This is a genomic window from Pseudomonas sp. UBA5568, from assembly GCF_002425525.1.
Taxonomy (GTDB): Bacteria; Pseudomonadota; Gammaproteobacteria; order Pseudomonadales; family Pseudomonadaceae; genus Aquipseudomonas; species Aquipseudomonas fulva.
The window spans coordinates 1-12,284 of the sequence record NZ_DIMK01000048.1 but is presented as its reverse complement, the minus strand read 5'-3'; the positions used below and the strand labels follow the sequence as shown (position 1 = coordinate 12,284).

Genomic DNA, 12,284 nt, shown 5'->3' with positions numbered 1-12,284 from the left:
CCAGCGCGAAGGCTGGCTTGTGGGGGCTTCCTGCGAAAAGACCGCTTACTCGGCTTCGTCAGGTGCCTGGGCTGGCTTGACGGCCTCTTCATACGAGACCGACTTGTCAGTCACAGTCGCTTTCTGCAGAACAGTATCCACAACTTGTTCTTCAAGTACAACCGAACGCACTTCGTTCATCTGCTGGTCGTTCTTGTAGTACCAGGCGATGACTTGCTCAGGCTCCTGATAAGCCGAGGCCATCTCCTCGATCATTTCGCGAACCTTGGCATCGTCTGGCTTGAGGTCATACTGCTTGACCACTTCTGCGACGATCAGGCCCAGCGCAACACGGCGCTTGGCTTGCTCTTCGAACAGCTCGGCCGGCAGTTGCTCAGGCTTGATGTTGCCACCGAACTGCTGAACAGCCTGCACGCGCAGACGGTTGACTTCGTTTTCCAGCAGAGCCTTCGGCGCTTCGATCGGATTGGCGGCCAGCAGACCGTCCATGACCTGGTTCTTGACCTTGGTCTTGATGGCCTGGCGCAGTTCACGCTCCATGTTCTTGCGAACTTCGGCGCGGAAGCCTTCCAGGGTCGATTCCTTGATGCCGAACTGTGAGAAGAACTCTTCGTTCAGCTCAGGCAGCACAGGGGCCGACACGCTGTTGACGGTGATGGTGAACTCGGCGGCCTTGCCGGCCAGGTCCAGGTTCTGGTAATCCTCTGGGAAGGTCACGTTGACGACGCGCTCTTCACCAGCCTTGGCGCCGACCAGGCCGTCTTCGAAGCCTGGGATCATGCGGCCGGAGCCCAGCACCAGCTGAGTACCTTTGGCCGAGCCACCGGCGAACGTTTCACCGTCAACCTTGCCAACGAAGTCGATGTTGAGCTGATCGTCGGTTTGAGCGGCGCGCTCGACGGCTTCGAAACGCGTGTTCTGCTTGCGCAGCACTTCCAGCATGTTGTCCAGATCGGAATCGGCGACTTCGGCGCTCAGGCGCTCGACGTTGATCGACTCCAGGCCGGCAACGGTGAACTCCGGGAACACTTCGAAGACCGCGACGAACTCCAGGTCCTTGCCTTTTTCGAACGACTTGGGCTCTACGGACGGCGCGCCGGCAGGGTTCAGTTTCTGCTCGACGATGGCTTCGTAGAAGGAAGCCTGAACCAGATCACCGAAGGCTTCCTGGCGGGCATCGGCCTCGAAGCGCTGACGGATCACGCTCATGGGCACCTTGCCAGGACGGAAGCCGGCAACCTTGGCGCGCTTGGCAGTCTGCTGCAGACGCTTGTTGACTTCGTTCTCGACGCGCTCAGCCGGAACGGCGATGGTCATGCGGCGCTCGAGAGCGGAAGTGTTTTCAACAGAAACTTGCATGGATATTCCTCGTTGCACAGACGTTAGCCGGCGTTAGCCCGACTCCAGAATCAAGGGCAAGCATTCTAGTGAGTCGCGCTGCAGAAGTCACCCCACTCGGGACGACCTGAAACAACGCCGGTCGATTAACTTTCAAGGGCCGCACGGCACACCGCGCGACCTGTTTCCAATAAGCCTGGCCCGACATTCCGGCCAATACGTGCCGCAACATCTTGCTCAACAAATACACCTTGAACCGCACGGCCCTTATTCGAGCTCGATCTCGTTGAACTGGCAGTACTCCTCCCAGGACAATCCAAGCGCATCGGCCACCTCTCGATGGGTCTCCAAGCGCATGGCCCGCAATTGCTCCGGGGTTTCAGCGATCAGCTCAAGTGCGAGCTCCCAGGGCTGGATGCCTCGTTGTTCAGCGGCATCCTCGAACGCCCACTGAATTTGCTGCGCCTGTTCACGAGCATCCAGCGCGCGGATCTCTTCGAGCAGGTGAGGGTTCGCTTCGGCGAAACGCTGCAGCGCGGCAGCCTGGCGGGCTTCTTTTGCGATCATTGGCTATGTCCTGGTACTTCCCGCTTCACCGGGTTTCAACCGGCTGAAATCTATCAGCTTTTATTGGGATGCCACCAGCGGATTGCAAGGGCGGCTAGCAACAAATACTGATCCCCCGCTTCATGTCGGCGGTTCACCTGAAAGGTGCGGCCAGCAGCGGAGCCGCCCGTGTGGCGAGCCAGCCCCCTTGGGAGCGGGCGAGTCGAGCGCGATGACTGCCCTGATTACCACAGGATCAGCCACGCCACGCACTCACTCAGGGTCCGGACGCACCAAAAACAAAAGGCGCCCGATCTCACGATCAAGGCGCCTTTCATATAAAGATGGGGTGGACGATGGGAATCGAACCCACGACAACTGGAATCACAATCCAGCGCTCTACCAACTGAGCTACGCCCACCATATTGCGGTGTAACGGTACTGCCTTACTGAAGCATGGTGCGGACGAAGAGACTCGAACTCTTACAGCTTGCGCCGCTGGAACCTAAATCCAGTGTGTCTACCAATTTCACCACGTCCGCGTAACGCTTAAAACAAAGGCGCCATTTACAGCGCGGCGCCTTCGAAGAATATGGGGTGGACGATGGGAATCGAACCCACGACAACTGGAATCACAATCCAGCGCTCTACCAACTGAGCTACGCCCACCAAAACGCGTTCAATCACCTTGCTTGCCAAAGCTGCCTAAGTGGCGCACCCGGCAGGACTCGAACCTGCGACCATCCGCTTAGAAGGCGGATGCTCTATCCAGCTGAGCTACGGGCGCTTAAGCATGAAGCCTAACCGAACAAGGCACTGACAGCTCACTGCCAAACGACTCATTCTGCCCGACTTCGCCAACCAGTGCTAGGCTGTGCCCGACAAGTGCGGCGAATCTTATAGCCGACCCCTGGGGTCGTCAACAACTTTCTAAAAAAAATTTAAATTATTGAAGGGGTTAGGGCATTTGCCCGACCGCCCGCCTTTGCCCTCCGGCCATGTCGTGCGAGAATACGCGTTCTTTATTGTTTCCCTTCCGATGGTTAATCACGCGTCTATGACTGCACAACTAATCGATGGCAAGGCGATTGCCGCCAAGCTGCGCCAGCAAATCGCTCAACGTGTCGCGCAGCGGCGCCAGGAGGGCCTGCGCACGCCGGGCCTGGCAGTGATTCTGGTCGGCACCGACCCTGCCTCCCAGGTTTACGTCTCGCACAAGCGCAAGGATTGCGAAGAGGTAGGCTTCCTGTCGCAGGCCTTCGACCTGCCGAGTCACACCACGCAAGAAGCACTTACTGAACTGATCGATCGTCTCAATGACGACCCGTCCATTGACGGCATCCTGCTGCAACTGCCGCTGCCCGCGCACCTCGACGCATCGTTGCTGCTCGAGCGCATTCGCCCGGACAAGGATGTGGACGGCTTCCACCCCTACAACGTCGGTCGCCTCGCACAACGCATTCCGCTGCTGCGCCCCTGCACACCCAAAGGCATCATGACCCTGCTTGAAAGCACGGGGCAGGACCTGTACGGCATGAATGCCGTGATCGTCGGGGCCTCCAACATCGTTGGCCGGCCAATGGCGCTGGAGTTGTTGCTCAGCGGATGTACGATCACCGTGTGCCACCGCTTCACCCAGGACCTGGCAGGACATGTTGGGCGCGCGGACCTGGTGGTCGTAGCCGCGGGCAAACCCGGGTTGGTCAAGGGTGAATGGATCAAGGAAGGCGCCATCGTCATCGATGTCGGCATCAACCGTCAGGAAGATGGCAAGCTGGTGGGCGACGTCGTCTACGAAACCGCCCTCCCCCGTGCTGGCTGGATTACCCCGGTACCGGGTGGCGTGGGCCCGATGACCCGCGCCTGCCTGTTGGAAAACACCTTGTATGCGGCCGAGACGCTTCACGGCGATTGAGGCGAGCGAGCATGGCGGCCCTGCCGTCATTGCGTGAGCGAGGGGCGGTCATCGGCCGCCCCATTTTGATTCAGGCGAATTCGATTATCGGTTAGCCTGCGCGTCCTGCCACCGCATGTAGTCATCGCTAATCACTGCCCCTGCCATCCAACGCCAGAACTCCTCCTGGCCCTTCCTGCCAACGCGCGGCAATTCCCACTGCACAGAATGATCTAGCAACTCATTACCGCATTAGGCTTGCAAGAAACACGTCTGCGCTATACATGCTGAGCCCGCTCGGGCCTTTAGGCCACCTGCGGCCTATATCCCATAGTCCCTCGCGCTTAACGCTGCGCTCCACTGGCAAGCTTATTGCTGCCTATATCCCGCCGCCTAGGCTCTGGGTTCTTGGATTGGTGATCTTGCGCTCACTGCACATCGATAGAGCATAAAGAGCCTACGCGCACCATGACTGGTCAGACCGGTAAGGCCAAAACTGCTTGCATTGCTCCGCGATTAGGCGTTTTATGGCCAGGCGCTGAACAAACCGGTAAGACCACAATAATTAAGTCCTGCGCTCATTCGCCCCGTGCGGCCAACGAAGCAAGGACACCGACCTGAGATCACTCCCATGCTCAAATGGTGCTCGCGTTCGATCTTCCTTCAAGTCGTGCTGGGGCTGGCCCTTGGCGTTGCTTGCGGCCTGAGTTTCCCCGACCTTTCCTTGCAGCTCAAACCCCTTGGCGATGGTTTCATCAAGCTGATCAAGATGTTGATCGGCCTGATCGTCTTTTGCGTAGTGGTCAGCGGCATTTCCGGTGCCGGTGACCTAAAGAAGGTCGGTCGCATCGGCCTCAAATCGGTCATCTACTTCGAAGTGCTTACCACGCTGGCCCTGATCATTGGCCTGGTGTTCGCATTCACCAGTGGTATCGGTAGCGGCGCCAATATCCACCTTGACCAGTTGTCCGGCGCTGACGCCAGCAGCCTGGCCGAACGTGGTCAGCACATCCATGGCGCCACAGCATTCTTCATGGACCTGATCCCCACCTCGGTGATAGGCGCCTTCGCCGACAACAATATCCTGCAGGTACTGTTGTTCTCGGTACTGTTCGGCAGCGCGCTCAACCTGGTCGGCGACTCGGCTGCGGGCATTTCACGGCTGATCAACGAGCTCAGCCATGTGATCTTCCGCATCATGGGCATGATCGTGCGCCTGGCGCCCATTGGCGTGTTCGGCGCCATCGCTTTCACCACCAGCAAGTACGGCCTGGAGTCGCTGCAGCATCTGGGCGGCTTGGTGGCGCTGTTCTACCTGACGTGTGCAGGGTTCGTGCTGATCGTGCTGGGTACCGTCATGCGCTTGTCGGGGCTGAAACTGCTGCCCCTGATCAAGTATTTGCGCGAAGAGCTGACCATCGTTCTGGGTACGGCTTCTTCCGATGCCGTGCTCCCGCAAATCATGCGCAAGCTCGAACACCTGGGCATCGGCAGCTCGACGGTCGGGCTGGTGATTCCCACCGGTTATTCCTTTAACCTTGATGGTTTCTCCATCTACCTGACCTTGGCCATCGTCTTCATCGCCAACGCGACCGGTACACCCCTGGCGATGACCGACCTGCTGACGATCCTGCTGGTTTCACTGGTGACGTCCAAGGGCGCGCATGGGATTCCCGGATCGGCGCTGGTGATCCTTGCCGCGACACTGACGGCAGTCCCTGCGATCCCGGTGGTGGGCCTGGTGTTGGTACTGGCCGTGGATTGGTTCATGGGCATCGGGCGCGCACTGACCAACCTGATCGGAAATTGCGTTGCCACCGTGGCCATCGCCCGCTGGGAAAAAGACATCGACCTGGAGCGCGCTCAGAATGTGCTCGACGGCAAGCCTGGTTTTGCGCACAACCCGCGTAAGCAGCCTGCAGCCCACCAACAGGAATTCTGAAAGAAAAGGGCCGGCTCGCATGCCGGCCCCTGAAGGAGCGAAACGTGATCAGCTCATCAACCGTCGTCAACGCTGTGGTGGAAAAGCTGCGTCAAGCCCTCGCCCGTGGCCAATGGCGCAGTGGCGACATGCTCCCAGGCCAGCGAGAACTGGCCGAACAACTGGGCATCAGCCGCCCGAGCCTGCGTGAGGCGGTCATCGTGCTCGAGACCCTTGGGCTGGTGCGCGCTTTGCCTGGCAAAGGTGTACTGGTGCTGGATGCCGAGCCAACTGCCTCGGTTTCGGCGCCCACTAGCAGTGCACAGGCCAGCCTCGCCGATGTGCTGGAGCTGCGTTACACCCTCGAACCCTTCATCGTCGGACTGGTGGCTCAGTCGGCCAACAGCCAGGACATCGGCCAGCTACGGCTGACCCTGATGGATATGCGTGAAGCCTTGGAGGCCGATGACAGCGAAGCAGGCATGAACGCCTACATTGCCTTCCACCAGGCGCTGTTTGCCCTGACCACCAACCCGATCTTCCAGAGCGTAGTGGAGCAAACGGGAAATGCCCTGAAACAAAGCGCCGACATGCTGCGCAATTCGCCCGAGCACCTGGCTGCCCGGCTCAAGGAAAATGAAGCCGTGGTGCGCGCGATCCGTGAGCGCAACAGCACACAAGCCAGCGCCCAGATGCGCCAACACATTCTTGCCGAGGGTTCGCGCATGGGCATTGCGCTCAATGTTCCTGACGAACATCGGCACCCATAATCCAGGAGAGCGACCATGAATGGTACACATCGCCTGCCCGATCTGCTTGCAGCCGGTGAGACCCGACTTTCTGCTGAACAGATCTACCCACGGTTGTTCGATGCCATTCTGGAGCAGCGCCTGCCGCCTGGCACCTTGCTGCCAGAGCAAGCGCTGGGCCAGGCATTCGGCGTGAGCCGCACGGTCATCCGCCGGGTGTTGGGCCGCTTGAGCGACCAGCGGGTAGTGGTGCAACGTCCAAGCCACACGGCTCACTTGGCTGCGCCCGATCCTAATCAGGCGCGCCAGGTACTGAGCGCGCGGCGGCTTGCCGAGACCACGCTGATTACCCTGGCCGCCGAGCGCGCCCGTCCCGGGCAACTCAAGCAGCTACGCCAATTGGTCGAGCGTGAACGCATGCACCATGAAAAAGGCGAACGCTGCGCCGCTATACGTCTGGGTGGGGAGTTTCATCTGAAACTGGCCCAGATGGCTGCCAATGAACCGTTGTCGCGCTTTCTCAATGGGTTGGTGCCCATGACGTCCCTTATCATCGCGCGCTACGAGTCCCCGTGCTGTGACCATTGCGCCTGGCAAGAACATGCAGCGCTGATCGACGCGCTCGAGCGAGGCGATGCACAGGCAGCCCTCACCCTGATGAACGAGCATCTTGACCGGCTTGAAACCAAGCTCCGACTGGACTGAGCCGGGTTGGTCGTCAAGGCCTACTGACAGCGGCGCCTCACGTTGCAGCCATTGCCGAACTGGGCAGGCCGAATAGTTTGTCGAAGGCCCAGTTGTAGACGAAGGTGTAGCAAGGCACCAGCACGATGAATGCCATGTCCACCAACAGTGCATCGACCAGACTCATGTCCAACCACCACGCGATCAGCGGAATCAGGTAGATCACGAGGGTCAGCTGAAACCCTACTGCGTGCACTACGCGCCTAGCCACGCTGCGCCCTCGTGTGGCTTGCCGGCTTTCCCAATACTCAAACAACGTGTTGTAGATAAGGTTCCAGATCATGGCGATGGTCGTGATCATCACCGCGAGCGGACCCGTGTGAGAGGCCTGGGTATCGGACAGGTAGGCCAAGCCCAAGGTGGACATGCACAACCCAATCAACTCATAGAACGTTACATAAACCAGTTTGCGCTTCAAACCCTGCACTGCATCGACCTCATTCAAATAGCGTGGGCCGGGTATAGTGAGTCATTAGATCTGACAGCAAAAGTTAGCAGCTTTCAGTCTGACTGACAGGAGAAGCGTATGTCATTTAACAGTGAAACCATCCAGGTCTTTCTCACCGTCCTGGACAGAGGCTCGTTTTCTGCTGCCGCGCGCAGCCTGCAGCGCGTGCCCTCGGCAATCAGCATGGCAATTGGCAACCTGGAGGCCGAGCTGGGTTATGACCTGTTCCAGCGCGGACCTCGCGAGGTTCGCCCCACAGCCCAGGCCCTGGCACTTGAGCCCCATGCGAGGTTGATTGCCGAGCAGTTGGGTTTGCTGCAAGTCCATGCTGTAGAGCTTTCCCAAGGCCTGGAGAGCAACCTCACGTTGGCGGTTGTTCCAGATGTTGACCAGCGGCCCTTGATAGCTGCCATTGCCGAGGTCGGCGAACGTTATCCATTGCTGGAAATAGCGATACTGAGTGCGCCGCAAGAACAAGCGTTGGGTTTGCTGGACAGTGGTCGGGCAGACCTGTGCGTGGCATTTGCAGGGCTTCAAGTTGACCCGCAGCGCGGGTTTCAGCTGATGGGTGTCGAGTCTCTGGTGGCGACCCTCGCTCCCCATCACCCGGCCGCACGGCCTGGTGCAATCCAGAACCTCGAAGACCTTACAGGCGTGCGGCAGATCCTGGTACGCAGCCGCGACCTGCCATTGAGCGATCCGCGCATGGTCATTGGTGCCACGCATTGGACGACTGACAGCTTCGATATCGCCCTGCAGATGGTCGAGGCAGGCCTGGGTTGGGGTGATCTGCCGCTATCCAGAGTCGCGCCTCTACTGGACGCGGGCCGCCTGCAACGTCTGACCTTCCATAACACGCGCAATGAGCTGCAACTCCCGGTGCATGTGTTCTGGCGCAAGCAGCAACCGTTGCTGAAAGCTGCAAGGATGCTGGTCGAGCGGCTGGCCTTGAGGTGATCGCCGCTTGTCGAAAGCTGTGAGAAATTTCCGTAGGCGTATCAACCTTTTATCCGCCACGCCGATACCCCTTTCGACAGGGCTGATAGCGCACCACACCCGCGCTGCGCCCTCCCGTTAATGGCTCAAGGTCTCGAAACATGAACCTGAAATTTCGCCACAAGATTCTGCTCAGCGCCAGCGGCGTAGTAGTATTGGCATTCGCCTTGTTCACGCTGTACAACGATTACCTGCAACGCAATACGATCCGGCAGAACATCGAGGCTTCGGTCGAACAATCCGGCGCATTGACCGCCAGCAGCGTGCAGAACTGGATGAGCGGGCGCATTCTCGTGCTGGAAAACCTTGCGCAAGACATTGCCCAGCTTGGAACGGGGGATACCCTCGCAGGCTTGGTGGATCAGCCTTCCTATACACGCAACTTCCTGTTCACCTACATGGGCCAAGCCAACGGGGTGTTCACGCAGCGCCCGGATGCGCAAATGCCTGCCGACTACGATCCACGTAAACGCCCTTGGTACAGCGCAGCTGCCAATGCCGGCCAGACCCTGCTGACCCCACCCTATCAAGCGGCCGTGGGTGGCTTGGTGGTGACGGTAGCCATCCCGGTCAAAAGTCGGTCCAATGGCGAGCTATTGGGCGTGGTGGGCGGCGACGTCAGCCTCGATACGCTGGTCGAAATCATCAACAGTGTCGACTTTGGCGGCATAGGCCACGCGTTTCTTACCGACAGCGACGGCCAGGTGATCGTCAGCCCCGACAAAGACCAGGTCATGAAAAACCTGAAGGACATCTACCCTGGCGCCAATCTGCGCGTAGCACCGGGTATGCAGGACGTCGTGCTCAATGGCCAGGAACGTTTGATTTCGTTTGCGCCGGTAGCGGGCCTGCCCTCGGCCAAGTGGTACATCGGTCTTTCGATCGACAAGGACAAGGCTTATGTAGCCCTGAGCCAGTTCCGTACTTCGGCGCTGATTGCCATGCTCATCGCGGTCGCTGCTATCGCAGGCCTGCTTGGCTTGCTGATTCCTGTGCTGATGCGCCCCTTGACTACCATGGGTCGCGCCATGCGTGACATCGCCGAAGGCGAAGGTGACCTGACCCGCCGGCTGGCGGTGCAGCATCAGGATGAGTTCGGCGAGTTGGCCACCTCCTTCAACCGCTTTGTCGAGCGTATCCATGCCTCCATCAGCGAGGTGTCGTCGGCCACACGACTGGTCCACGACCTGTCTGAAAAAGTCGTCAGCGCTTCCAATGCGTCCATCAACGGCTCTGAAGAACAAAGCATGCGCACCAACAGCGTGGCGGCAGCGATCAATGAACTGGGTGCCGCGACCCAGGAAATCGCGCGTAACGCAGCTGATGCATCGCAGCATGCGAGCGGCGCCAGTGAGCAGGCCCACGATGGCCGTGCCGTGGTGGAGGAAGCGATCAGCGCCATGACCTCGCTGTCGCAACGCATCAGCGAATCGTGCGCACAAATCGAAACCCTGAACGCCAGCACCGATGAAATCGGCAAGATCCTTGATGTGATCAAGGGCATTTCTCAGCAAACCAACTTGTTGGCCTTGAACGCGGCCATCGAAGCCGCTCGTGCAGGCGAGGCCGGCCGTGGCTTTGCCGTTGTGGCCGATGAAGTGCGAAACCTTGCCCACCGTACGCAGGAATCGGCCGAGGAAATTCATCGAATGATCACTGGCCTGCAGGTAGGCTCACGCGAGGCGGTGCATACGATGAATACCAGCCAGGTTTCCAGCGAGCAAACCGTCCAGGTAGCCAACCAGGCAGGTGAGCGCCTTGCCAGCGTCACTCAGCGCATCGGCGAAATCGACGGCATGAATCAGTCAGTGGCCACTGCCACCGAAGAACAGACCGCCGTAGTGGAAAGCCTCAACCTGGATATCACCCAGATCAATGCCTTGAATCAGCAGGGCGTGGAAAACCTAAATGAAACGCTGCGCCATTGCGATCAATTGGCCCAGCAAGCCGGCCGATTGAAGCAACTGGTGGGTAGCTTCCGAATCTGACGGTCAGGGTCGTATCGGGGGCAGCTCCTTAAGCAGGGTTGCCCCAGTTATAACCTAATAACGAACAAGTCTATTTAGCTATAAAAAAATCTATATGCTGGCTGCATCCGATAACGGGCAAAGCTGGGCAGTCGAGTAGCGTATGGATGTAGGTTCTTTCGGTTTTACCATTGCAGGATTGGTCGTAGGCTTCATTGTTGGCATGACGGGTGTAGGCGGTGGCTCGCTCATGACGCCAATCCTGCTGTGGTTCGGGATTAACCCGGCAACGGCAGTAGGCACCGACCTACTCTATGCGGCGATCACCAAGGCCAGCGGCGTGTGGGTGCATGCGCGCAACAAGAACATCGACTGGAAGATCACGGGGCTACTGAGCTTCGGCAGCGTTCCCGCCGCTGCACTGACGTTGTGGTTCCTCAGTACGCTTCACACCGACACCACGGCGGTAAATGCGATTATCAAGCAGGGCCTGGCTGTTGTATTGATCCTCACAGCCTTGGCTATCTTGTTCAAATCGCGTTTGCAGGCATTCGCCAGCCGCCATGCCGGTGACCATTACCATCTGAGCGATCGTAGCCTCAATACTCTGACTGTTCTGACCGGGGTGGTGTTGGGTGTCATGGTAACGCTCACTTCCATCGGGGCTGGCGCCCTGGGCACCGTCGCGCTCTTCCTGCTCTACCCTTCTCTGATCACACGACGCTTGGTGGGTACCGAGATAGCCCACGCCGTCCCGCTCACGCTGGTGGCTGGGCTGGGTCATGCGGGCATGGGTAACATGGACTGGTCATTGCTCGGCTACCTGCTGCTGGGTTCACTGCCAGGTATCTACCTGGGTAGCCATCTGACTGGGCGCATATCGGACCGAGTGCTGCGCCCATGCCTCGCTACGATGCTGCTGTTGATTGGCTATAAGCTGGCGTTCTGAGGGCAGTTGATCCGCAACCGCCACTGCCCGCTGAAGCTTAACTCGATGCGTGACAACGGCAGGACATCGATACGTTGTCCTGCCGTCATTGGGCAGCCCAGCACCTGTACCAATACTGCACGCATGACCATTGGGTGAGTGACCGCGGACCATTCGCCCGGCCAATCAAAATCTCCTAGCCAAGCGCTCATGCGTTGGCAAAGCGTCTGAAAGGACTCCCCTCCATGTACCTCGCTCGCGGGGTTCTCCAGCCAGTCGGCCAAGGCCGACGGCTGCTCGGCTTGTAGGCGCTTCAATGGCAGCCCTTGCCATCGCCCCATGTCGCAATCCGCCAATCCTGACGCAATCTTTGCATCACCCCAGGCCAGGGCGGTTTGCTGAGCGCGTTGTTCCGGCGCTGTGAGGATCTGAGATCCGCCGTGCGGTACGCTGCGGTGGGGCATGGACACCAGTGAGTCTGCCGGCTCAGGGAAATATCCGCGCTTTTGGGCCAGCGTTAATCCATGGCAGATCAGGGTAAGGCGAGTGGCTTTCACCTTGTAGGCCTCGGGTGTAGGAATGAACAGGTTAACAGGGAAGGCGACTGTTCTAATGACCTCGTCAGGATCGGCTTAGCGTGCACAAGGTGATTCATTGGCCTAAGGCATTTATTGTCGTCAAACGTCCTGAGCACGGTCATATGAGTACACAGCATTGAGATTTTTCACAGCCCAAAGACAAAACCCCTACCTG

At 58.9% G+C, this 12,284-nt stretch carries 11 protein-coding genes, 4 tRNA genes and 1 pseudogene; 8 read left to right on the top strand and 8 right to left on the bottom strand.

Going from position 1 to position 12,284, the window contains the following annotated elements; translation table 11 throughout:
- Positions 1–45: 45 nt before the first annotated feature.
- From tig to B2S33_RS14930, 6 genes are all read right to left on the bottom strand, one after another.
- Positions 46–1,359: a trigger factor gene (gene tig, locus B2S33_RS14955; RefSeq protein ID WP_088523004.1), complete on the bottom strand. Its 1,314-nt coding sequence runs from the start codon at positions 1,357–1,359 to the stop codon at positions 46–48.
- Positions 1,360–1,605: 246 nt separating this feature from the next.
- Positions 1,606–1,905, bottom strand: coding sequence for a DUF6388 family protein (locus B2S33_RS14950; RefSeq protein WP_027914582.1), 300 nt, complete (start codon positions 1,903–1,905; stop codon positions 1,606–1,608).
- 324 nt (positions 1,906–2,229) lie between these two features.
- A tRNA-His gene (locus tag B2S33_RS14945) sits at positions 2,230–2,305 on the bottom strand.
- Positions 2,306–2,341: 36 nt separating this feature from the next.
- Positions 2,342–2,426: transfer RNA gene (locus tag B2S33_RS14940), tRNA-Leu, on the bottom strand.
- 51 nt (positions 2,427–2,477) lie between these two features.
- Positions 2,478–2,553: transfer RNA gene (locus B2S33_RS14935), tRNA-His, on the bottom strand.
- A gap of 41 nt (positions 2,554–2,594) precedes the next feature.
- Positions 2,595–2,671: transfer RNA gene (locus B2S33_RS14930), tRNA-Arg, on the bottom strand.
- Between the two features lie 270 nt (positions 2,672–2,941).
- Here B2S33_RS14930 and folD point away from each other — a divergent pair.
- The 4 genes from folD to B2S33_RS14910 all read left to right on the top strand — a co-directional run bounded on the left by folD (position 2,942) and on the right by B2S33_RS14910 (position 7,153).
- Positions 2,942–3,799, top strand: a complete 858-nt coding sequence (folD, locus tag B2S33_RS14925; protein ID WP_027914581.1) for a bifunctional methylenetetrahydrofolate dehydrogenase/methenyltetrahydrofolate cyclohydrolase FolD — start codon at positions 2,942–2,944, stop codon at positions 3,797–3,799.
- A gap of 610 nt (positions 3,800–4,409) precedes the next feature.
- A complete protein-coding gene (locus tag B2S33_RS14920; RefSeq protein WP_027914580.1) occupies positions 4,410–5,720 on the top strand; it encodes a C4-dicarboxylate transporter DctA in 1,311 nt (436 codons plus the stop codon).
- 44 nt (positions 5,721–5,764) lie between these two features.
- Positions 5,765–6,469: a FadR/GntR family transcriptional regulator gene (locus B2S33_RS14915; RefSeq protein ID WP_145279265.1), complete on the top strand. Its 705-nt coding sequence runs from the start codon at positions 5,765–5,767 to the stop codon at positions 6,467–6,469.
- 15 nt (positions 6,470–6,484) lie between these two features.
- On the top strand, positions 6,485–7,153 hold the full coding sequence (locus B2S33_RS14910; protein WP_088523005.1) for a GntR family transcriptional regulator: 669 nt from the start codon (positions 6,485–6,487) through the stop codon (positions 7,151–7,153).
- 37 nt (positions 7,154–7,190) lie between these two features.
- Here B2S33_RS14910 and B2S33_RS14905 read toward each other — a convergent pair whose 3' ends face one another.
- The gene (locus tag B2S33_RS14905) at positions 7,191–7,619 is read right to left on the bottom strand and encodes a PACE efflux transporter (RefSeq protein ID WP_027914577.1); all 429 of its coding nucleotides are present in this window, start codon (positions 7,617–7,619) and stop codon (positions 7,191–7,193) included.
- A 99-nt stretch (positions 7,620–7,718) separates the two neighbouring features.
- Here B2S33_RS14905 and B2S33_RS14900 point away from each other — a divergent pair, with 99 nt between their 5' ends.
- The 4 genes and pseudogenes from B2S33_RS14900 (at position 7,719) to B2S33_RS14890 (ending at position 11,552) form a co-directional block, all read left to right on the top strand.
- Positions 7,719–8,597 (top strand): LysR family transcriptional regulator, encoded by an 879-nt coding sequence (locus B2S33_RS14900; protein ID WP_242810310.1) that lies wholly within the window; start codon positions 7,719–7,721, stop codon positions 8,595–8,597.
- Between the two features lie 140 nt (positions 8,598–8,737).
- Positions 8,738–9,769, top strand: a pseudogene (locus B2S33_RS21675) (HAMP domain-containing protein); the annotation flags it as partial.
- A 114-nt stretch (positions 9,770–9,883) separates the two neighbouring features.
- A complete protein-coding gene (locus B2S33_RS21670) occupies positions 9,884–10,624 on the top strand; it encodes a methyl-accepting chemotaxis protein (protein WP_371259668.1) in 741 nt (246 codons plus the stop codon).
- Between the two features lie 142 nt (positions 10,625–10,766).
- A complete protein-coding gene (locus tag B2S33_RS14890) occupies positions 10,767–11,552 on the top strand; it encodes a sulfite exporter TauE/SafE family protein (protein WP_197874111.1) in 786 nt (261 codons plus the stop codon).
- On the opposite strand, the gene B2S33_RS14885 is transcribed toward B2S33_RS14890, so the two are convergent.
- Positions 11,534–12,088 (bottom strand): histidine phosphatase family protein, encoded by a 555-nt coding sequence (locus tag B2S33_RS14885; RefSeq protein ID WP_027914573.1) that lies wholly within the window; start codon positions 12,086–12,088, stop codon positions 11,534–11,536. The two genes, B2S33_RS14890 and B2S33_RS14885, sit on opposite strands and share 19 nt — an antisense overlap.
- Positions 12,089–12,284 lie beyond the last annotated feature (196 nt).

Excerpts from the sequence above, each read along its gene's own strand:
- tig (WP_088523004.1), bottom strand. The coding sequence starts at position 1,359 with ATGCAAGTTTCTGTTGAAAACACTTCCGCTCTCGAGCGCCGCATGACC.
- B2S33_RS14950 (WP_027914582.1), bottom strand. The coding sequence starts at position 1,905 with ATGATCGCAAAAGAAGCCCGCCAGGCTGCCGCGCTGCAGCGTTTCGCC.
- folD (WP_027914581.1), top strand. The coding sequence starts at position 2,942 with ATGACTGCACAACTAATCGATGGCAAGGCGATTGCCGCCAAGCTGCGC.
- B2S33_RS14920 (WP_027914580.1), top strand. The coding sequence starts at position 4,410 with ATGCTCAAATGGTGCTCGCGTTCGATCTTCCTTCAAGTCGTGCTGGGG.
- B2S33_RS14910 (WP_088523005.1), top strand. The coding sequence starts at position 6,485 with ATGAATGGTACACATCGCCTGCCCGATCTGCTTGCAGCCGGTGAGACC.
- B2S33_RS14900 (WP_242810310.1), top strand. The coding sequence starts at position 7,719 with ATGTCATTTAACAGTGAAACCATCCAGGTCTTTCTCACCGTCCTGGAC.
- B2S33_RS21670 (WP_371259668.1), top strand. The coding sequence starts at position 9,884 with ATGCGCACCAACAGCGTGGCGGCAGCGATCAATGAACTGGGTGCCGCG.
- B2S33_RS14890 (WP_197874111.1), top strand. The coding sequence starts at position 10,767 with ATGGATGTAGGTTCTTTCGGTTTTACCATTGCAGGATTGGTCGTAGGC.